Source organism: Desulfuromonas sp. TF (assembly GCF_000472285.1).
GTDB lineage: Bacteria > Desulfobacterota > Desulfuromonadia > Desulfuromonadales > ATBO01 > ATBO01.
Genome location: NZ_KI421418.1, coordinates 299,531 through 319,709, shown reverse-complemented (window position 1 = coordinate 319,709; position 20,179 = coordinate 299,531). Strand labels below are relative to the sequence as shown.

At 54.5% G+C, this 20,179-nt stretch carries 16 protein-coding genes and 1 other RNA gene; 2 read left to right on the top strand and 15 right to left on the bottom strand.

Going from position 1 to position 20,179, the window contains the following annotated elements; all coding sequences use genetic code 11:
* Positions 1 to 30 precede the first annotated feature (30 nt).
* From DTF_RS0109720 to DTF_RS27190, 7 genes are all read right to left on the bottom strand, one after another.
* Positions 31 to 819, bottom strand: a complete 789-nt coding sequence (locus DTF_RS0109720; protein WP_027715169.1) for a polysaccharide biosynthesis/export family protein — start codon at positions 817 to 819, stop codon at positions 31 to 33.
* Between the two features lie 4 nt (positions 820 to 823).
* Positions 824 to 2,179 (bottom strand): TIGR03013 family XrtA/PEP-CTERM system glycosyltransferase, encoded by a 1,356-nt coding sequence (locus DTF_RS0109715; RefSeq protein WP_027715168.1) that lies wholly within the window; start codon positions 2,177 to 2,179, stop codon positions 824 to 826.
* A 117-nt stretch (positions 2,180 to 2,296) separates the two neighbouring features.
* On the bottom strand, positions 2,297 to 4,969 hold the full coding sequence (gene prsT / locus DTF_RS0109710) for an XrtA/PEP-CTERM system TPR-repeat protein PrsT (protein ID WP_027715167.1): 2,673 nt from the start codon (positions 4,967 to 4,969) through the stop codon (positions 2,297 to 2,299).
* Positions 4,962 to 5,357, bottom strand: a complete 396-nt coding sequence (locus DTF_RS0109705; RefSeq protein ID WP_027715166.1) for a hypothetical protein — start codon at positions 5,355 to 5,357, stop codon at positions 4,962 to 4,964. Before DTF_RS0109705 ends, prsT begins: the two co-directional genes overlap by 8 nt.
* Positions 5,358 to 5,609: 252 nt before the next feature.
* Positions 5,610 to 6,959 carry a sigma-54 dependent transcriptional regulator gene (locus DTF_RS0109700; protein ID WP_027715165.1) on the bottom strand — a complete coding sequence of 450 codons (1,350 nt, stop codon included), beginning with the start codon at positions 6,957 to 6,959 and terminating at the stop codon, positions 5,610 to 5,612.
* Complete coding sequence (locus tag DTF_RS0109695) at positions 6,956 to 7,981, bottom strand: nitrogen regulation protein NR(II) (protein WP_155890773.1); 1,026 nt, start codon at positions 7,979 to 7,981, stop codon at positions 6,956 to 6,958. Before DTF_RS0109695 ends, DTF_RS0109700 begins: the two co-directional genes overlap by 4 nt.
* 532 nt (positions 7,982 to 8,513) lie before the next feature.
* Positions 8,514 to 9,212 (bottom strand): PEP-CTERM sorting domain-containing protein, encoded by a 699-nt coding sequence (locus DTF_RS27190; RefSeq protein ID WP_027715163.1) that lies wholly within the window; start codon positions 9,210 to 9,212, stop codon positions 8,514 to 8,516.
* Positions 9,213 to 9,686: 474 nt separating this feature from the next.
* On the opposite strand from DTF_RS27190, the gene DTF_RS0109685 reads away from it, so the two are divergent.
* A complete protein-coding gene (locus tag DTF_RS0109685; RefSeq protein ID WP_304412859.1) occupies positions 9,687 to 10,370 on the top strand; it encodes a CAAX prenyl protease-related protein in 684 nt (227 codons plus the stop codon).
* Positions 10,371 to 10,450: 80 nt separating this feature from the next.
* On the opposite strand, the gene DTF_RS0109680 is transcribed toward DTF_RS0109685, so the two are convergent.
* The 3 genes from DTF_RS0109680 to DTF_RS0109670 all read right to left on the bottom strand — a co-directional run bounded on the left by DTF_RS0109680 (position 10,451) and on the right by DTF_RS0109670 (position 13,044).
* Positions 10,451 to 11,098, bottom strand: coding sequence for a PEP-CTERM sorting domain-containing protein (locus DTF_RS0109680; RefSeq protein ID WP_027715161.1), 648 nt, complete (start codon positions 11,096 to 11,098; stop codon positions 10,451 to 10,453).
* Between the two features lie 345 nt (positions 11,099 to 11,443).
* A complete protein-coding gene (locus DTF_RS27185; RefSeq protein WP_027715160.1) occupies positions 11,444 to 12,004 on the bottom strand; it encodes a PEP-CTERM sorting domain-containing protein in 561 nt (186 codons plus the stop codon).
* 404 nt (positions 12,005 to 12,408) lie between these two features.
* Positions 12,409 to 13,044, bottom strand: a complete 636-nt coding sequence (locus DTF_RS0109670) for a PEP-CTERM sorting domain-containing protein (protein ID WP_027715159.1) — start codon at positions 13,042 to 13,044, stop codon at positions 12,409 to 12,411.
* Positions 13,045 to 13,593: 549 nt separating this feature from the next.
* Here DTF_RS0109670 and DTF_RS0109665 point away from each other — a divergent pair.
* Positions 13,594 to 14,208, top strand: a complete 615-nt coding sequence (locus DTF_RS0109665) for a PEP-CTERM sorting domain-containing protein (RefSeq protein ID WP_027715158.1) — start codon at positions 13,594 to 13,596, stop codon at positions 14,206 to 14,208.
* A gap of 96 nt (positions 14,209 to 14,304) precedes the next feature.
* On the opposite strand, the gene DTF_RS22915 is transcribed toward DTF_RS0109665, so the two are convergent.
* The 5 genes from DTF_RS22915 to smpB all read right to left on the bottom strand — a co-directional run bounded on the left by DTF_RS22915 (position 14,305) and on the right by smpB (position 20,164).
* A complete protein-coding gene (locus DTF_RS22915; protein WP_035056446.1) occupies positions 14,305 to 16,560 on the bottom strand; it encodes an HD family phosphohydrolase in 2,256 nt (751 codons plus the stop codon).
* Positions 16,561 to 16,907: 347 nt separating this feature from the next.
* A complete protein-coding gene (locus DTF_RS0109655; RefSeq protein ID WP_027715157.1) occupies positions 16,908 to 18,218 on the bottom strand; it encodes an ATP-binding protein in 1,311 nt (436 codons plus the stop codon).
* A gap of 393 nt (positions 18,219 to 18,611) precedes the next feature.
* Positions 18,612 to 18,899 (bottom strand): GIY-YIG nuclease family protein, encoded by a 288-nt coding sequence (locus DTF_RS27770; RefSeq protein WP_081702894.1) that lies wholly within the window; start codon positions 18,897 to 18,899, stop codon positions 18,612 to 18,614.
* A gap of 326 nt (positions 18,900 to 19,225) precedes the next feature.
* Positions 19,226 to 19,582, bottom strand: a transfer-messenger RNA (tmRNA) gene (gene ssrA, locus DTF_RS26080).
* A gap of 117 nt (positions 19,583 to 19,699) precedes the next feature.
* Positions 19,700 to 20,164: an SsrA-binding protein SmpB gene (gene smpB / locus DTF_RS0109640; RefSeq protein WP_027715155.1), complete on the bottom strand. Its 465-nt coding sequence runs from the start codon at positions 20,162 to 20,164 to the stop codon at positions 19,700 to 19,702.
* Between the last annotated feature and the right edge of the window lie 15 nt (positions 20,165 to 20,179).

The following is a 20,179-nucleotide window of genomic DNA, read 5'->3' as shown; positions in this document are numbered from 1 at the left end:
CGGCTATAAGTCGATCTGGCGCTGTCATCCTCAGAAAAGCCCTTCCTCGACTGTCACGTAGTCTCCCGGCTTCAGGTGCAGGTTAAAGGCGACATCCTTCCCCTTCATCAGGTCGCCAACCTTGACCCGCACACGACTTCCGTCCTTGCGGAGGATTGTCACCGCGTTCTCCTTGGCGTATTCAGTGAACCCACCAGCCTCAAGGATGGCGTCGAGGATTCGCATCCCTTCCCGGAACAGGAGGAACTTCGGCTCCTTGACCGCCCCCAAAATATAGACGTTGTTGAACCGGTCCTCCGGAATGAAGAGAATGTCTTCGGATCGAAGTTCGACGTCTTGAGCAAAGTCCCCCTCGAGGAAAAGGGTGTAGAAATCGACCTCCAGCTTCTTCATGTCCCTCAGGAGATAGGCGTGGTGCAGATCGGCATCTTCCAGCGATCCCAAGCTGCAGAGAAACTTGAACAGCGTGGTGCGCCCGGGGAGGCTGTGCACGCCGGCGGGAACTCCGCCGCCGGAGACGTAGACCCGGTTGTTGGTGATGCCATTGACTGTCACCGTGACAATCGGCTTCTTGACGAAGTCTCCAAGCACATCGGTGAGCTTTTCGCCAAGTTTTGAAGGCGCCAGGCCGGTGGCCTGAACATCCCCCGCCGCGGGCAGAGTGATCTTCCCGTCCGGGCGGACGGTCACCGCGCCGCTCAGCTCCGGCACCCCCCAGACCGAAACATGTAAAATATCGCCGTCACCGATCAGATAGTCGCCGGCCGCGGCGGTAACGCTGAGGAACAGAACAAAAACAAGAACCGATAGAAACCGCATGGCCTTACCTCCCTCCCTTGGCGAAAAGGACCACCTTGACCGTTTCGAGGATGATCAGAAACTCCAGCCACAGGGAATAATTTTTGATGTAGTAAAGGTCGTACCGCAGCTTCTCCAGGGCGTCCTCTTCCGAAGCTCCGTAGGGGTAGCGGACCTGGGCCCAGCCGGTGATGCCGGGCTTGACGCAGTGACGGCTTGAGTAGTAGGGGATTTTCTCCATGAGCGCATCGACGAACTCCGGTCGTTCCGGCCGGGGGCCGACGAAGCTCATATCACCCTTTAGGACGTTGAAGAGCTGGGGAAGCTCATCGAGACGGGTCTTGCGGATGATTCGCCCCACGCTGGTGACCCGGGGATCATCCTTCTGCGCCCAGACTGCGCCGGTCAGCCTTTCGGCATCCTCGCGCATGGTACGGAACTTATACAGGGTGAAATGCCGGTCCTTCTCCCCGACCCTGGTCTGACGGAAGAGAACGGGCCCGGGCGAGTCGAGCCTGATCAGCAATGCCAGGAGGGGAAGGAGCGGCAGAAAGATGAGAATTCCGAAGAGGGCGAATAAGAGGTCGAAGCCCCGCTTGTAGAAGTGCATGAAAGGGCTCATGCGGAAACCGTCGGAGAAAATGAACCAACTCGGGTTAATGTTCTCGATCATCAGCTTGCCGGTCACCTGCTCGTAGAAGGAGAGGCCGTCGACGACGGCGATACCGTTCAGCTTGCATTTGAGGACGTCGCGCACCGGCAGGACCCCGCGCCGCTCGGAGAGGGAGACGACGATCTTGTGGATCCGCTCCCGGATGGCGGTCTCCACCAGATCCTCCCCCTGGCCGAGGATATGAGCGGCGGGAATGACCGACGCCTCCCCGGCCAGTTGGATGAAGCCGGCCAGAACGAAATTGTGGTTGGTCTCCCAGAGCATCTTTTCAATATTGAGGGCCTGGGGCCCCACCCCGATTACCAGGACCTTTCGCGCCACTCCCGGGATTCGGAGGAGCAGGAAAAAGCGGTTGTGCCAGATGAACTGGAAGACTCCGAAAGCGGCCAGGACAAGAAGCAGCGACTCCGGCGTAATCGTTGCCGAGAGGAAAAGGTGGAAGATGAGGAGAAGCAGGATGTACGCAGCTGATAGTGAGGCAGCGATCCGCAACAGGATTTCCTTGACCTGAAAGCCCTTATCGTCGCTGTAGAGACCGGAAAAGTAGGTGGTGAGAACCGGGACCGAGGCAAAGGCGGAAAGGCTCAGGACACCGGCTGTCGAAATTTCCCCGCCGCCGGATTGGATGCCTGGCAGCAGAAAGCAGGAGTTGGTAAGGAGCGCCAACAGAAAGTCCCCGACCAGCAGGATGATTAATGTCTTGCTCATGGTCCTCCTCAGAACTTCCCTTCGATCAGTAGGGCCGCATGGCAGCCGTCTCGGTTAAAACAGCGGAATCTGCGGCGACGGGGTGCTCCCAAAGCGGGGGCGGCCCTTCCAGATGTTTCAACTCCCCTCGACCAGGAGATGCGTTTTCTTGAGCAGGGCTTGAGCCTGCTTCATCTCCGGGAAATCCCCCAGGGTCAGGGCCTTCTTCAGCCACTCGACCGCCTCTCCCCTTTTGCCGACTTCCTGATAGGAGAGGGCCAGGTGGTAGCAGACCGTGGGGTTATCCGGAAGTCCGGCCGCCGCCTTCTCCAGCAGCTGGCATGCCTCCTCGGCCCGGCCGTTCTTCAGCAGGACAAAGCCCAGAGTATCGGCAATCCCGGGATTTCCAGGCTCGTTTCGATAGGCACGCATTGCCAGCTCCAGGGCCTCCTCACTGCTGCCGTTTTCGGCCAGAACATAAGCGAGGTTGTTGAGAGCCGGCGTGAAATTGGCCGCGACCTTCAGCACCTCCCTGTACCGCCGTTCCGCCAGCTGCCGGTTTCCCAGACGATCATCGATGGCGCCAAGGGCGAAGAGAGAGGGATGATAGCGGGGGAATTTCTCGAGGATATCTTCATAGACCTTCCGGGCCCGCTCGAGTTCCCCTTTTCTCTCATGGATGCCCCCGATCCGCAGCGGAATCTGAGGATCCCCCGGGTTGCCGGAAAGCCCCTTCCGCAGAACCTCCAGGGCTTTGTCCAGGTCCTTCTGCCGCTCATGGGTCTGGGCCAGAAGGAGGAACCCCTGGGGCGAGGCGGGCTCTCTTTCCGTCATCTCCCGGGCCAGCGATTCCGCCCGGCTCAGGTTGCCGCTGCGCAGGTAGGTTTCCACCATAAACGGCACCCACCTGCCCGGCGCCACTTTTTCAAGCTCACCGAAGATCCTCTCCGCCTCTTCGTATCTGTTCAGATTCAACAGGACCTTCCCACGGTACTCCAGGATTCCGAGCTCGGCCGGATACGACTTCCGCGCTTCATCCAGGACCTGTAAAGCCAACTCGTTCCTCTTCTTGCCGAGATGGTATTGGGCAAGAGCCATGGCCCCCTCTGCCTTCCCGATTTCCCTTGCCTTCAGGAAGGCAGTCAGGGCCTGCTCCTCCTTGCCGCTCAACTCATAGAGAAGTCCCGACTGGATGAGAGCTTTCAGGTCGCCGGGGTTCTTCTCGAGAACAGCGCCATACTCTTCCAGCGCGCTGTCGTATTTTCTCTGTGCGGCGTAGTAGGAGGCCAGATTGTAATAGGCGGCGAAGAAATCCGGATTTGCCTTCTTTGCTTTCTGCAGGTAATCGACGGCCGCCTCCGGATCTTTTCGGGCGAAGGAGGAAGCGGCGAGATAGTTATAGAGGATGGCGTCGGAACTCTTGCCATCCAGTCCTTCCTTGAGAGTCTTTTCGGCGGCGGTGAAGTTTTTCTGCCGCAGGTAATTGGTGGCGAGAAGCATCCTGGTATCGAGGATCTCGGGCGCCGCGTCCAGTGCGGCGGCGATCTCCTCCTCCGCTTCCGGAAGATCACCTCGGGAAGCATGGAACAGGCCTTTCTTGATGTGGGCGTCGATCAGGGCCGGATCGAGTTCGGTAGCCCGCTCGAAGGCGCTCATCGCCTCAACCACCTTCCCTTGGGTCATCAAGGCGCTGCCGAGAAGGCTGTAGGCGGCCCCGTTTTCAGGGTCAAGCTGCAGAACCCTCTTCACCTCGGTGATGGCGTCGTCTTCCCGCTGCTGCCTGAGAAGGGTGGTGGCCACCATCATCCGAGCCTTGATGGCGTCGGGCCGCAGGTCGATCATCTTCTGAAATTGGCTCAGAGCCAGCTCCAGTTTGTCCAGTTGGTAGTAGCTGAGGCCTAGAAAGTAGTAGGCAAGCAGGCTTTGACCGGTCTGAAGCGAGGTCTGCAGATCGGCGACCGCCCCGTTCAAGTCGCCTCGCTGAAAGCGTGCCATGCCTTTGAGCAGGGGGCCGTGAAAGAGCTTGGGCCAGCGCTTGAGCATGTCGTCGGCAATCTTTTCCCCCTCGTCCAGTTCTCCGCGCTGGAGCTTGAACAGGCCGGTCATATAGACAGCCTGAGGGTCCTCAGGGTCGATCTCACACAGCCGTTGATAGAGTTGCAGGGCACGGCCGTAGTCACCCACCGAAGTTTCGAGCTGCGCGAGCAGGTAGTGAGCACCCTTGTTCCTGTCGTCCTGCTGCAGGAGTTCCTCCAACAGGTTCCGAGCCGCAGCCACATCCTGATGGATCAGCAGGCCGGCGAGGTGAAGCCGTGGCGAAGCGTCGTTCGGATCAAGCTGCATCGCACGCCGGAAGCATTGCTCGGCCGATTTGATTTCCTGCCTCTGGAGATGAGCCTGACCGAGCAGGTCGGCGGCCACGGCCGTTTCGGAACGGCTTTCCAGGAATTCCAACACCTGGGCAATGGCCTGGTCCGGCTTTTGGGTCTGCAGGTAGAGCTCGGCCATCTCCAGCGGGAGATCGGGAAGAGTCGCTCCCTGCATCTGGACCTTCAGGAATTCCCTCTCCGCCCTTTCGTAAATGCCGCTGCGCAGATAGACCTTGGCCAGCTCGTATCTGGCCTCGATGTAGTTGGGATCCTTCTCGAGGGCGTTCTTGAGCAAAACCACCGAACCTTTCAGGTTTCCCTCTTTGATGAGGTTCATCCCCTCCCGCAGAAGTTCCTCCTTGGTTTGGCTGCGGCAGCCGGACACGAGGAGCAGCAACAGAGCCAGGCAGAAGACTTTTTTAAACGATTTGATTTTAGACAATTTGGCACCCTCCTAAGCTGTTGACGGATTGCAGGAGTTTGCCCAGCAGTTCTTTGAACCTCTCAAAATCGATGGGCTTGATCATGCACCCTATGTTGGCTGACTTCTTGAGGTTGTCGAGAAGTTCCCCGCTGAGACAGTCGGAAAAGACCATTGCCGGTATATCCTGCACCTGCAATCGTTCGAGCAGGCACGAATCATAGGGAAAACTCGTAATGACGAGCTCGTAGCCTTCGAGGCTATGGTCGGAGTCGAAGCGTGTACGGCAGACGATCCGGGCCGGTTCGATTCCCACCAAACCCAGAAGAGCTGTGCAGACTCGACAGAACCGCTCCTCATCGACAATCAGGATCTTTTTTATCGGAATCTTGCTTCGCTCCGACACCATTCCTATCCCCCTTTGCAGGTGCTGAATGTTAACTCGCTCTCAATATAGGCAAACGGCATGCCAATGCTGTAACCCCTCGATCCGTCAGAGGAAAGAAGATTATTCGTCCCATGGGGCACGGGGATCGTTTCCAGGAGAAACAAGTCCAGTCAATTATGTGTTTCCAATGGAGACAGGTGTGTCAAAGTGCATGGGACGAGGGACGAGGGACGAGGGGCTGGGGGCTGGGGACTGGGGAGTAAGGTGACGGCTTTACGATATTCCGAATTCCCGAAGCCTTTTATATAAGGATTTGCGGGAGAAGCCGAGCATCTTGGCAGCATTCGACTTGTTGCCGCCGCACTGTTCCAGGGCTTGCCGAACGGCCTGGACCTCCATTTCCTTCAGAGTTCTGACCTGCTCGGAAGAGGGTCTCCTCGGGGACGTGAGAGAGAACTCCTGTGGCAGCTCCTGTATCGTGATCTCCGGCCCCTGAGCAAGAACAACCGCCCGTTCGACGATATTGCGAAGCTGGCGTATGTTCCCCGGCCAGGAGTGATCTTGAATGACCTGCAGAACCTCCCCGGAAATGGTGAGCGTTTTGTTTTCCCGGGCACAGAACTCGCTTAGAAACTCAGAGACCAGGAAGGGAATGTCGTCCCGGCGCTCGCGCAGGGGGGGAAGATCGATCTTCACCACGTTGAGCCGGTAGAAGAGATCCTCCCGGAAGTTGCCCGACTGCACCTCGAAAGCGAGGTCCCGATTGGTGGAGGAGATGAGGCGGAAGTCGACCTTGACCTTCCGATTGCTGCCAAGCCGCACGATCTCCTTCTCCTGCAGAACCCGGAGGAGCTTGGCCTGTACCGATAGTTCCAGTTCGCCGATCTCGTCGAGAAAGAGGGTGCCGCCGGAGGCTTCCTCCACCCGGCCGATTCGGTTCCTCAGTGCGCCGGTAAAGGCCCCCTTCTCGTAGCCGAACAACTCCGACTCGATCAGCTGTCCGGGAATGGCGGCGCAGTTTACCGCGACGAAGGGCTGGCTTTTCCGGGAACTTTGAAAATGCAGGGCCCGAGCGATCAGCTCCTTGCCGGTTCCGGTATCGCCGCAGACGAGGACGCTGCACTCGGAATCGCGGATCGCGACGACCTGCTTGAGAACCCTCTGCATGGCCGGGGTCTTGCCGTTGATCGGGGATATTCTGTCTTGGGCCGCAAGGCGGCTTTTCAGCTGCTCCACCTCCCGCTTCAGACGCCGCTGCGTCACCGCCCGGGCCAGGATCCCCTTGAGAGCGGCATAGTCTGGGGGCTTGATGACATAGTAGAATGCCCCCCGGGTCATGGCCTGGACCGCCGAGTCGACCGTGCCGTAGGCGGTCAGGAAAATGACCGGCAGATCGGGGAAATGCTGGTTCACGTACTCGAAAAACTGCATCCCGTCCCTGTCCGGCATCCGCATGTCTGTGATGGCGGCATCCAGGTCGCTGGAGAGCCTTTTCATCGCCTCCGCGACGCTTTTAGCCTGACAGGTCTCATAGCCCTCCTGACTCAGGATGGCGGACAGAACTCGCAGCGCGTTGGGCTCATCATCGACCAGCAGTACCTTCCCGCCGCCAGGTTCGCTCATAATATGTGATTCCCCTCTGCTGCCGGCAGCACCAGCCTGACCGTGGTACCTTGATTTTTCCGGCTCGTTAATTCCAGCTTCCCTCCGTGATGCTGAAGGATCTCACGAGTAATGAACAACCCGAACCCCTTTCCACGGCTACGCGCCGACTCCTGCAGCGGGGACAGGTAGTTCTCATCGGTCCCTCCAGAAATCCCGGGGCCGTTGTCGGAGATCTCCACCGCCATGAAAGAAGCTCCCTCCGTCACCTCGGCGCGACTCTCAACCATGATCCTGCCGCCGGGGGAGAGGGCATTGAGGGCGTTATTGATCACGTTGAGGATCGCGTGCTCGATCTGAAAGGAATCGATCTTCAAGGGGAGGGTTTTTCCATAACGGAAGGCGAGTTCGATGCCGGAGGTCCTGGCTTGCAGGGAGATGAGTTTTTCGATCTTCTTCAGCAGTTCATTGAGGTCGGTGCTCCGTTTCTCCGCTTCGCCGGCCGAGCCGCTGAGAAAACCGGTGATGAAGCGGTCGAGTTGGGAGATCTCTTCCTCCATGATCCGGGTGAACTCGAGCAGGGTAGCTTCCTGGCTGTAGCGGTTCTTTAAATAAACCACCGCTCCCTTGATGGCATTAAGCGGATTCCTTACACCGTGTGAAAGAATGGCGGCGTTCTTGCCGATTTCGATCAGGTGCTGGGATTTTTTAAGGTGGGCAACCAGGCTGCAACCTTCACGCAGCGTGATGTTCACACAGGCACCGGTGGTCTTGCCGGCGCCGTCGAGAAGAGGGCTGATGTCGATATCGGCATAGGAATGTTGGTGCCAACAGGCGATGCGGTGGTCCTTCAAGGTGAGAGCTTGGCCGTTGAGAACAACTTGGCCGACCGCCTCGGCGCCGTCGTAAAAAATCAGGGGCAGTACTTCGTGATAGAGATGTCCCAGAAACGACTCCGAAGAATCGGTCCTGGCTATTTCCAACCCCCTGTTTATGCCGACAACCCGTAATTGCCGGTCAACGGTAAAATCAAAAGAACTCACAATGCCCCCAAGTCCTCGAACGTACCGAATTTTAAAATAAAACGACCCTGCCTGTATATTTCCAATTATCCCTGGTTCGCTTTTCCCATGATGAATAAACGGGAAAGGCAAGCTGGAAAATGGACCATGCCACAACAAAAAGAGAGCTTAATGATCACCGTCTAAGGCTAAGTATCTGATATTAATCGGGACTCCGTAAAATATTTCAAAATTGGAGACAATGACCGGCATAAAACCCGGATAATTCGTACTTTTTTAGTTTTTCTTTCCCAAAAACACCCTGCATGTAAATGGATACTATAAATCAATAAAAAAGCAACATACCCGCGGATGAAACATCGCTTGCCCGGGATCAAGCCTCCCGTGGAGAGAGGAATTCAGTTTCTGTCGGAATTTTTTACAGTCATAATCAGACAAAGAAAAATCCGGAGAAACGGCTCTCCGGATAAGCATTCAGTATCGATCTTCAAGGAAAGTTTCCGTCGGGATATTTTACATTTTGCCCCGAGGATCTGAAATGCAAGTCGGGACCTTACCCATTCCTACGCCGTCTCCAGGTCACCCCCGCAAGGCCGGCCAGGCCTGCGCCGAGGAGGAGCAGCGTGCTGGGTTCGGGGACGGGGGCGCAGTTCAGCTCAATGTTATCGATGAAGCGATATCCGCCTCCTCCTCCCATGGTGATTCCAAAGGCAAGGACATCGTAATCGCCCAAGCCGGCAACGAACGTTTCGAAATGGGCAGAGGTGAGGGAATTAGTCGTGGTACTCAGCGTTTCATTAAGGAGGAAGACCCCGTCTACGCCGTCCACAATCGGGAGAAAAGGCTGAAGGTCATGCGTACCGTAATTCATGCCCAGGATTGTGACGGTCCCCCTGGCGGAAGTTAGGATATAGTCGAAATCCAGGGTTAGCGTTCCCCCATCGGTGCAAGGGTTCTCGAAGGCGTAGAACATAATATTGGTTTGGTCCGGATCCTGAACCAAATGCTGGGCAATATCACCCGTTCCATACGGATTCGTGGTATTTATGGCCCATCGATCTGAATTAGGGAAATCGATCCACGTATTCAGGTTGTCGTCAGTGGTGGTTGCGGTGACAAGGTTGACGCTCAGACTGTCGGCGATCGTTACCCCTGTAAAATCCTCGCTCAACAACTGAACGGCTTGAGCCGGCATGCTGTACAGAAACAATCCTGCCGCCAGCAAAGCAACTGATAAGATTGCTTTTTTCATACACTGTCCTCCTTTCGGAAATGAAATTCTCGTTCTCGGCTTGTTGCCATTTAGAGTGCTCCCGCCCTCTTTCTTCTATATTTACTCATTCCACCTCCTTTCGAAGTCCAATGGTTAACCTGCTCGAAAGCGTTTTGACAAATCCTAATGCATAACCTGTGCCCCGGAGATAACTATCTGTTTTTAATGTGTTTTATTCAATAACACCATCCCTCTGCAGGCCCTTGTAAATTTTCCCGACAGGTTGGAATCATCCCTGAAGCAGGACTTCCGACCATCTCACTCCTCCCTCGATGAGAGAGGGGGGAGAGGGTGATTGGCCTGCCCCCTCCCCTTAATCCCCTCCCACCAGGGGAGGGGAAATCATTTGTCGGGATGTTTCATCCGTCCGGTGGAAATCAGTGAATATCATGTCATTATTGGCTCAATCCCATCCGCTGGCATTCGATCCCATGCCCGACCAGGAGGCCCCTGTTGAAAAAAGAAACCTTTTCCCGCGTCTTCCCTTTTGCCCTGTTCATGCTTTTCATCGGCCTGGAGGAGTTCGCCCGCTTCCTGCAGGGCAAGGATATCCTCCAGGTGGGAACCCACGCCATCTACTGGATCTATCCGGTGAAAGCGGTTGCGGTGGGGGCAGTCCTGATCTTCTTTCGCAAGCACTACCGGGAGATGCGCCTTGGCGACCTAGGAAGGCCTACCCAGACAGTCGCAAGCCTGCTTGTGGGTTTGGGGGTTTTCTGGCTGTGGGTCAACATGGACTGGAGCTTCGGCACGCAGGGGGCGCCGTCAGGTTTCAATCCGAATGTTTTCGACGACACTTCACGAACGGGAATGACGGCGGTGCGCCTCGCCGGAGCCGTTCTGGTCGTGCCGGTGATGGAAGAGCTTTTCTGGCGTTCGTTTCTGCTGCGTTACATCATCGACGGGAAATTTTCGAGGGTCCCGATCGGAACTTTTTCCTGGGCCTCATTCCTGGCAACGGTCGTCCTGTTCGGGCTTGAGCACAATTACTTTCTCGCCGGCATGATGGCGGGAGCGGCCTTCAACCTGCTCCTTTATTACACAAGAAGCATCTCCCAGTGCATCCTGGCTCATGCGGTGGCCAACCTGGCCTTGGGGATCTATGTGCTGCAGACGGGGCAGTGGCGTTTCTGGTGATTGAAAAAACCGACAATCACAGAAAAAGGGATGCGAGCTCTCTCGCATCCCTTTTTCCGTTCACCGGCCGCTTGGAGATGTCAGGCAGACTTCTTAAACTTCCGGAAGACGGCAAGTCCCGTCAAACCGGCGCCGAGAAGGAGCAGAGTGGAAGGCTCGGGAACCGGCGCTGGCTCGGTGTACAGAGTAAATTCCATACTTCCGATGCGAAAGTTTTCTTCACCACCTGCATCCGTCGCCCGGATACTAAAGAAACTGTTGATCGTCCTCTGCTCCATGGTCAAATCGTTTGCCACATTCCAAAGATCAGTTGGTGAACTGAATTCATTCCCGAGCATGTCGACCCCATCAATAATGATACCGAAGTCTTCATTGCCGGCGTTATATGCATTGAAATAGATACTTTCCAGAATCAGGGCGTCGATCCCGACGGGCAACTGGGTTATAGTGAAGATAAGTCTTTCGTTCGGACCGACGGAATCCAGAAGGGGATCGTCAACGCTATCGGTTAATGCCCCCAAGCCGCCCGTTAGATTCCTAGTCACCAGAATGCTATCTCCGGTCTGTCTTTCAGCCGTCACAGTCAACTCAACCCCGGATTCAGAAAAAACCATTGAGCTGGTACCCGTCTCAAGAGACCCGGTGAAATCGAACATCAAGGCATGTGCATTGACCGTCAATCCAAAGACTAAAGCCACTCCGGATAAGATTAAAAACATTCTCTTCATGGTGATCTCCTTTCCCCTGCTTTGGCAACATGGTTATGTTCTATTCAGGACAGCGCGATAGCCAATCGGATCGACATCAGCCATCTGCCTTTGCACTTAGTCTCATTTTTATGCAAATTGCGATCCAATTGTTAAGTGACCGTTATTACATCAAAAAATTTGCTAATACCCCCTTATAAAGAGAACTGTAAAATTATTCGACACCAAGAGACTATCGAGCGATATTGTCCAACACAAACCTCTCAATTCGGTGCAAAAAAAATCCGGAGGAACTTGTCTCCGGATAAGGCTTCAGAATCGTTGGAAGTCGGAATATTTCACTTTTTTTCGTCGAAGCTTTAAAACTTACCCGTTCTTCCGACGCTTCCAGGCCACCCCCGCAAGGCCGGCCAGGCCCGCGCCGAGGAGGAGCAAGGTACTGGGTTCGGGGACGGCGCAACCGTAAAGGCGCGAATGATCGAGCCAAGCTTCAGCAATATGATACGGGTTCGAAACCTCGATGGAGATATCCAGAAGACCATCCGTATTCAAGAAACTGATGTCGAGCCCAAGAGTATATTGGCCGTTATCCACTTCTCCAACAACCCATTCATTTCCATCCCAATAGACTGTAATATTTTCGGTAAAAAGTGGAAAACCATAGACAAAGTCTTTAATATCATTAGTGAAGTCGAGTTCCAGCCAAGCCTCGGTCACCACGTGGCCAGCACCGAAATTGACGGAATCATTTATATCATGAGTGTATTCCAGGGGCCCGGCCAACTGAAAAATCGGAACTGCGTCAACGTCTACCCCAAGTACATTCCATGTGTCAATCAGATCCTCGAAAGGATAGCCGCTCGCTCCGGCAAGACTAGTCAAACCAATAAGTGTGAAAAACAATCCGGCAAAAAAGATTTTTTTCATTTTTGTCCTCCCTTTGAATGGTATGCTGCCCGGAATATCTCCCTCTATCACGCCTCCCTTTTTCCCATTTTTTCCTCTCTCAGAACCACCTCCTTTCGAAGATCCATAATGCCGTCTTGACTTTTCTGAGTTCTCTTTCCATGCACAACCACCTTAGTGCATAAGCAAAGCCAAATTTTCAAGTATTTGTTTTTACTACATTATCTTAAGAAAAAAAACACAACTATTAGGATTTGTAAATTTTCTCGACAGGCCGCAACTGCTTCAGCACCTCACTGGAAAGATGGGAATCTGCACTGTTCCTACAGCAGCCGAACAGACAAAAAAAATCCGGAGGAACCGTCCTCCGGATAGGCCTTCAGAATCATTTGTATGTTGGAAGGTTTTACATTTTGATCCAAACCTTACCCGTTCTTCCGCCGCCTCCAGGTCACTCCCGCAAGGCCGGCCAGGCCCGCACCGAGAAGGAGCATGGTTGAAGGCTCGGGAACGGGGCACAGCGCTACAGTCATGGAGCCAAGGACGTACTCACTTCCAAGGGTTCCGGAGGCCTGCCATTCGGCTGGTATCAGGAAGGTGAAATTCGTTCCGGTAACGCCAATCCCGGTGAAGTCTAGGTCAAACACTTGGTCTGCAGGATTGGTTACCCTGGATGGTGTCAATATGAACATTTCCTCTGGGTGACTGCTACCAAAGTCTGAGGAAAAGTCGAACTCGACTCCATCCACCAACATTTTAACGTAATCGTTATTGGTGCCGTTTGAATGCGTAAAGCGAAGCCCCTCCACCAAGACGCATTCACTGAATTCGATATTAAGGGTTTCATTATTATTTATTTCAGGCCAGCCGTTCCCATCCACCCCATAGCCGTCATTGAAGGCCAGTGTGCCTCCGGTTGTGGTAGCAGTGGACGTGATCCCGTCGACGGTTTTTGTATCCGAAAGATAGCCTTGATAATCGAACAGCGACGTGGCTTGAACAGAGGGAGTCGCCCACAAAAATGTTGCTAGCACAAACAATACGCCACATATCTTCCTCATTGGTTTAGCCTCCTTTCTGCAATGTTCGGTGGTTGTTCTTCTGGGTTTGATTGGTGCGGTCTACCTGTTTAGAGCCCCTCCTTTCCGAAGTTCGAGGATTCGACTGATTTTTACCTCCGAAGCGTTTTACCTGATCTCATTTGCAGAATCCGTGCCTAGGCATAAGTATTTGTTTTTAAGTTACTTTATTTGACATGACTTCTATTTTACGGCCTTTGTAAATTTTTCCGACAGATCAGAAATCCTGATCATTCCCGAGGCAGATCATCAGGAATGTTAGGGTCTCTCGGCGGGGTCATGATACTTACACTCGAAGCCCTCCGGTGGACACCAGCTGAAATCATTGTCACAATTGGTTAGTTCTCATCCGCTGCCATTGATTCCTTGCCCGACCAGGAGGCCCCCGACCGAAGAAAGTTGTCGAAATCCTTTACACAAAAATCAGCCATCGAAAAAAACCCTTCACTTTAGCGTGTTTTTCTAATTGGCACAAATAGTGCGTAAAAAGAATAGACAGGCAGTAGTAAAAAACTTTCCCAGGAGGGAAACATGAAGAAAGTGCTGCTGTTACTTCCCGTCCTTTTGTTCAGTATCAGTAATTTTGTCTGCGCTACTCCTGTCTATTTCGAAACGGACCTCGCAGGATCTGCCGTAACATTGAGTGGCACCACGTCCTCTGGATGGCCTGGAACAGCGACATTAACCGCAACTCTGTCACCATCACTCGCAAGTGAATCTTTCACGTTGGCAGAGGGTGAGAGCTACTCCTTTGATTTTTTTGAATTCAATCTTGATCTGGATGGGTTTGTATTAGCCGGTGGTGGAGACTTTACTGTTGAAGCGACCTTGGGCTTCATAACACCTGATGATGCGGATACTACAGGCAATGGCAATGGGCTTTGGGGTACAGTTCTTGGCGTTATATCGGGAGGGTACCTGACCTGGACTGACATACCAAGGACCTTTACCCTTCTGGATGGGAATGAACTGACGATTGATTTTGAAAGTGGTGTTGATATTTTTTGTGGAACCAATACGACAATTCAAGCGACTGTTACCAATAATGGCGGTGCTCCTGCACCAGTCCCCGAACCCTCGACAATGATCCTTCTTGGCGCTGGCCTGATTGGCCTGGGTGCATACCGGAAACTGCAAAAGGTCTGATCCGAATTATTCCAAAGACTGAAAGACCACAGGAAAGGCGGTGCCAGTTGCACCGCCTTTCCTGTGGTCTTCTTTTTTTTCGGTCCTCCCGCCGTCTCAAAGGACCTTTTCCAACGCCTCCACCACCCGCGGATCGAACTGCTTCCCGGCCCCCTTGCGAATCTCCCCCAAGGCCTCCTCCTCGCTGAGGACCGAGCGGTAGGGGCGCGCCTCTGTCATGGCACAGTATGCGTCGACGACGGCGATGACGCGGGAGAGGAAAGGGATTTCCTCCCCCTTGAGACCGTCCGGATAGCCGGTTCCGTCATAGCGCTCGTGATGATGCAGAATGACCTTGCGGACGGTTTGGGAGGGCTCGAAATCTCCCAGAAGGCCCAGGGTGCTGTAAGGGTGAGCCCTGAGGCTCGATTCTTCCAGGGGCGATAGAGGGGCCATCTTCTCCAGCACCCCGCTGCCGACCAGCATCAGCCCCAGGTCGTAAATCATGGAGATGTAGAGCGCCACCCCCAGTTCCTCCTCGCCAACCTCGAGCTGCTCCAATAGCCTCTCCATCAGCCAGGGCAGGCGGGAATCCTTCTTAGGGTACTTCCTTTCAGCATTGATGAGGCTGTCAAGGGACTGGAGCAGCCTTCCCAGCTCCTCGTCGGTCCAGGAGTCGGTGTAAAGATTTTCAACAAAAGCGGTGACCCGCTCGAGCAAGAGGGTGCCGACGCGCAGATCCCGATCCGTGAAAGGCTCACCGCTTTTCTTGTTGTTGAGGTTCAGGACTCCAAGAATACGCTCACCAGCCTTGAGGGGGAATGAGAGGAGAGATTTCGTATTGTACTGGGCATCGAGGTTCCTCTTGCGGAAGCGCGGATCCGTCTCGATGTCCTTCACCAGCAGCGGCTTTCCTTCCTGGGCAACCCACCCGGCAATCCGGCTCGGAACGCTAATCCTTGTTCTTCTGATGATCTCCTCATCCAGGCCGCGAGCACAATTGATCACCAGATCTCCACTGAGCTCGTCGGCCAGCATCAGGGAGCAGGTGTTTGCCCCGAAAAGCTCCGAGGTGAACTCAAGGATCATCTCCAGAGTGGCGTTGATGGCAGCCTCCACACGGTGGCGTTTTACCATTGGGATGGTGAGCGTGATGAAGAAATCATCCTGCTGCTTGTCGCCGATCAACTGCCAGCCGTGTGCCTCCGCGGCCTTCCGGGCCAGGAATATTTTTATCGCCCCTTCCGATTGTTCGTTCAGGAACAGGTCATTGAACGTGAAATGGTGGTTAAGAAAATCTTCGGGCAGACGTGAGGAAACGTGGAAGCGGGCCACTATCGAGCCCGTCTCCCGTACGGAAATAACAATCCGGCTCCCGCGGTCGAGAAAATGAGCCAACCCTTCCAGGAGGTTGATGAGAAGCTGATTGACCATGACCTTGTCACCAACGACATTGAAAGCCTCCTCCCCCAGATCGAGGTCCAACTGAATATTCTTTTTGCTTAATGCGTTGCGCAGGGTCCTGGAATGGCAAATGCCGGTCAAAATTTCCCGCAAATAGATGATGCTTTTGCGCAGAACGCGGTCTTCGTCCTCAAAGCGAAGGAAGTCGAGCTGTTTTTCGACGATGGCGATCAGTTTGCCGGTCTCGCGGCCGATGATGTCAAAGAATTCCTTCTGCAGTAAAGGCTGAAGCTCGCCGGAGTTCTGCAGATGATAGACGGAGCCCTTGATGGCGTTGAGCGGGGTGCGCAGCTCGTGGGAAATACGGGTCAGGAACTCCGACCTGCCGATATCGGCGTCGATCAGCTTGCGGTTGGCCTCTTCAAGATCGGCGGTCTTGTCCTTGAACTTTTTGACCAGGAGGGATTTTTTCAGTGCGATCCCCGCCTGGCCGGCGATGATCCGGACAAGAGCGAAGTCATCGGCGGTGAAGGGGGCGCCGTCCCTCTTGTCATTGATGTTCAGAACCCCCAAGACCTTTTCCATGCCTTTGATGGGGCAGGAGATGAAGGAGCGCGTGGCGTACCGGTCCCTCCCGATCCCCCGAAAGCGTTCGTCCGCCTCGATGTCCGCCACCATCATCGGCTCTCCACTTTTTGCCACCATGCCGGCGATTCCTTCTCCCAGCTTGACCCGGTAACTTCTGGCCAGCAGGTAATCCAGCCCCTGGGCGCTGTGGATATAGAGCTCCTGGTGCCCGTTAATGAGCATGAGGGAGCCCTTTTCCGCTCCGGTGTGCCGGATCGCCAGGTCGAGCATGAGGTGGGAGATGGTGCTGAGGTTGTCGGCGACAACGATAGCGTTGGAGATCTCCTGAAGGACCGGAAGCAAGGCATCATTGATGCTGGCGGACCCTGAAACGTTCTCCATCTCAAGTCACTTTTCAAAAAGGAGGAAAAAGCGTCAATTTAAGTTATGCAAATATCATGCTACTCCTGGAGCAGGTTTCACAATGATTCTAAAACAATTATGGCATCATCAATAAACAAATTATTAGATTTCGTTGGATTTAATACAGCCTGGTCAGGATGTTATGCCCAGGTTCAGACGAGGAGGAGGACCATTTCAAGTTTTCCGATGGTCTATTTTACAGAGCCTTGTCGGAATTATTTACAGCTGAATTCGTACCTTTCAATCGCGGGGCACAATATGGGAGAAGTTGGAAAAACTGGTGCCTAATAACTCGAAGTTTTCACTAGATAAAGCCAGGACTCATTTCATCGTCCTAAACCCAAAAGCAGGTACTTAACAACCGGCAGACATCTCACTTTTTTCGCCCCGATCTCGATGTCTATCTCCAGGTCGTTGGTGAGCAACAGGCACTCCGCGTCATCCCCTTGCAACTTACCGAAGGCGGCCAGTTCGCGATCCGGAATCTCCGCCTGCTGTGCATCCTCGTACCAGACCTGAATGCGCCGGACGATCCTCATCCCTTCCTTGACGATGAAATCGGTCTCGCCGCCATTGGCGGCAAAGTAGACTTCTTCGTGGCAGCGCCGCAGGTGGTTGTGGACGACGTTCTCGACCAGCCGCCCGGTATCGGCGGAGAAGGAAAAAGCTACTCGGTTGCGCAGGCCCGTGTCGATGGCGTAGGGCTTGAACCCGGCCCGCTGGACGCTCTTGAGGGACCAGCTGAACTTCTGCAGCTGGAATGTCAGATAACTTTCCAGGATCGCCGAGAGGTAATTCTCGGTCTTGTCCTGGGAGATGGAAAAGTTGCCCTTGAGTTTGTTGACGCTGGTCGGCCGGGTGTTGTTGGTCATGAGAAAGACCGCCAGGTTGCGCAGGTTGGCCACGTCACGGATCTCATGACGGGTCACGATGTCCCGGTAGAGGATATCCTCGAAATAATTCTTCAGCAGCAGTTCCCTGTCGGCGTCGTCCTGCCTGAGCGCTACCTCGGGAAAACCGCCGTACTTCAGGTAATCGAGAAAATGATGTCGGATCAGGGTCTTGCTTGAGATATATTCAAGTTCCGAATGAACCTCAACTTCCTTGAAACGCAGGAATTCGCTGAAGGAAAGCGGATAGACCTCGAAAGAAATTTGCCGGCCGGTCAGCTTGGTGCCGATCTCCCGGGAGAGCATCTGTGCCGAGGAGCCGGTGACGAAGATCTTCACATCCTCGGTGTCGCTGCGTCCGCGAACCCATCCCTCCCAGCCGGGGATGTTCTGGATCTCATCAAGGAAGAGATATCCCTTTCCTTCCGGGCAAACCCGCTCCCTCCAGGTGCGATAGATCTGTTCCAGCAATTCCACCGACGCCTCGGCGGCAAAAAGAGGCTCCTCGAGGTTGACCCTCAACAACTGCTGCGGTCTGACCTCTCGCCCAAGAATCGCGTCCATCACCTGCCCGAGAAGGGTCGACTTGCCGCAGCGCCGCACCCCTTTCAGGACCACGATTTCCTTGGTGTCCGCCTGCGACAAGCAGCGCTGCAACAAATCCCTCCTGATCCCGGCATCGAGACGGCCGGTCGTCCAGAAGCGATTGTAGCTGGCCAGGATTTCTAGAAGTCGTGCTGTTTCCATATTTTCTACCGATTAACAAGAGTTTTATTATGAAAATATCACCGACATACCGGTCAGTCAACAATAATTTAATTGTAAAAATATGTCTTGGTAATTTTCATAAACAGTGGTTCGAGGTCGGTAAAACCCCGATGGAGGTGAGAGGCGTGGTGTTCGTGGAGGACGAAGGCCAGCATCGCGCCTAAACCTTCACCAGCAGGTCGGAGTAGGTCTCGGCGGTGAGAAAGTAGAGCGCTCGGTGATGGCCTGGGCCAGCAGGATCCGGTCGAAGGGGTCTTTGCGATGGTCGGCCAGCCGCATGAGGGTGGCGGCATGCCCGGGAGTGACGGGGAGCGACTAGAAGCCGCTCTCGCCGATCCCCCGGAGCAGTTCGTCCGGGTTCTCCACAACCGCTTATCTGCAAACACGCGCCCGGAGTCGGAGAGGATCCCAGAAGTGCTTTATGGCAAATGCTCTGCCGGAATGGCTCTTGAGGTATCTCTCGAAGGCGGCGGCTTCTTCCCTGGAACGGAAGGCAAAGGCGTTTTCGATCCACCAAGGGCGGAACTTCGTGGTGTGGGAAACCTGTCCTGCATTGTGAGCCAGGAGGCGAGCTTCAAGATCCTGTGTCAGCCCGGTGTAATGCCGGCTACTGTCGGTTTCGCTGACCAGGATGTAGACGTAGTGGAAGGGAGTCTTCATTTCATTGAAAATAAGTGGCTTGCTGGAAGGGAAGCAAGCGGATTAAGCCCGGCTGTCAGGGCGTGGGGCGTCGCCTGCGGCTATGCCCTCACAAGTAGGGCTTTCTTTCGCAAGAAGCCCGCGCGCCAGCAGACTCGAGAAGCCCGGCTCGCCAGGGTGGGCTTTCATTCGCAAAAAGCCCCGCTCGCCAGGGCGAAGCTGAAAGCGTAGCCCGGCTTCGCTCTTTGAGCTACGCCGTGGCAGTCTTCCCCTAAAAGGTTCGCCTCGGCAAAAAAGGCTTGCCAAGGCGAAGTTCAGCCATCCCAGGAGGATGGCTGAACGAAGACTGGTGGAGGTGGCGGGAATCGAACCCGCGTCCGAACGTCTTTCACGTAAGGCTTCTACATGCGTAGTCTGTATATTGGATTTAACCTGGCGGAGCTCCCACAGACAGGATATCCGTCAGGCGATTCCGCTTTGATTTCGCCCCGGCAGCACGGACTCTTGCCGGGACTAGCCCACTAAATTGACGTCCCTTACCCTACGCGGGCGATCAGGCAAAGGACGAGGCTGCAATTAAGCAGCCAGTGCGTACGAAACGTCGTTGTCGGCGTTTGTATTTGTGCCAGTTTTTTAACGAGGCCAACTGGCGTCCCCGGCATGCCACCTTCGCTTCCAACCTCCGTCGAAACCTTGGCACCCCCTTAAATTCGTGAGGAGTTAACCGTGAGGGGTGAGAGGTAAATCCATAATTCTGAATCCACTCACGGCAAGACCCATTATGACACACAGAGCCCAAAAATCCAAGGTTTAAAGAGGAGTTATTCCTCACGCCTCGCGCTCTTGAGGGCCTTGGCCATTTCCCGGTCGGCTTCCTTGCTTTTGAGGCTCTCGCGCTTGTCGTGAAGTTTCTTGCCCCGTCCCACGCCGATCTCAATCTTGGCCCGGCTGTTCTTGAAGTAGATCTTGGTCGGGACCAGCGAAAGGCCCTTTTCCTCTACCTTGCGGGTCAGTTTGTCGATCTCTTCGCGATGCAGCAGCAGCTTGCGCACCCGGGTGGGATCGGCGGGATTCTCCCTCCCTCCCTGCTCGTAAGGGCTGATATGCATGTTGTTGATGAAGACCTCCCCGTCCTTGACCCGGCAGAAAGCCTCCTTCAGGTTGACCTTTGTCTGGCGCAGCGACTTGACTTCCGTCCCGGTGAGGACGAGACCGGCCTCATACACCTCGTCGATGAAGAAATCGTGGAAGGCCTTCTTATTGCTGGCGATGATTTTAATACCCATGTTTGATGACTAACC

Bases quoted from the DNA above. Each gene is read 5' to 3' on its own strand.
- DTF_RS0109720 (WP_027715169.1), bottom strand. From the start codon at position 819: ATGCGGTTTCTATCGGTTCTTGTTTTTGTTCTGTTCCTCAGCGTTACC.
- DTF_RS0109715 (WP_027715168.1), bottom strand. From the start codon at position 2,179: ATGAGCAAGACATTAATCATCCTGCTGGTCGGGGACTTTCTGTTGGCG.
- DTF_RS0109705 (WP_027715166.1), bottom strand. From the start codon at position 5,357: ATGGTGTCGGAGCGAAGCAAGATTCCGATAAAAAAGATCCTGATTGTC.
- DTF_RS0109700 (WP_027715165.1), bottom strand. From the start codon at position 6,959: ATGAGCGAACCTGGCGGCGGGAAGGTACTGCTGGTCGATGATGAGCCC.
- DTF_RS27190 (WP_027715163.1), bottom strand. From the start codon at position 9,212: ATGAAAAAAGCAATCTTATCAGTTGCTTTGCTGGCGGCAGGATTGTTT.
- DTF_RS0109680 (WP_027715161.1), bottom strand. From the start codon at position 11,098: ATGAAGAGAATGTTTTTAATCTTATCCGGAGTGGCTTTAGTCTTTGGA.
- DTF_RS27185 (WP_027715160.1), bottom strand. From the start codon at position 12,004: ATGAAAAAAATCTTTTTTGCCGGATTGTTTTTCACACTTATTGGTTTG.
- DTF_RS0109670 (WP_027715159.1), bottom strand. From the start codon at position 13,044: ATGAGGAAGATATGTGGCGTATTGTTTGTGCTAGCAACATTTTTGTGG.
- DTF_RS0109665 (WP_027715158.1), top strand. From the start codon at position 13,594: ATGAAGAAAGTGCTGCTGTTACTTCCCGTCCTTTTGTTCAGTATCAGT.
- DTF_RS22915 (WP_035056446.1), bottom strand. From the start codon at position 16,560: ATGGAGAACGTTTCAGGGTCCGCCAGCATCAATGATGCCTTGCTTCCG.
- DTF_RS0109655 (WP_027715157.1), bottom strand. From the start codon at position 18,218: ATGGAAACAGCACGACTTCTAGAAATCCTGGCCAGCTACAATCGCTTC.
- DTF_RS27770 (WP_081702894.1), bottom strand. From the start codon at position 18,899: ATGAAGACTCCCTTCCACTACGTCTACATCCTGGTCAGCGAAACCGAC.
- smpB (WP_027715155.1), bottom strand. From the start codon at position 20,164: ATGGGTATTAAAATCATCGCCAGCAATAAGAAGGCCTTCCACGATTTC.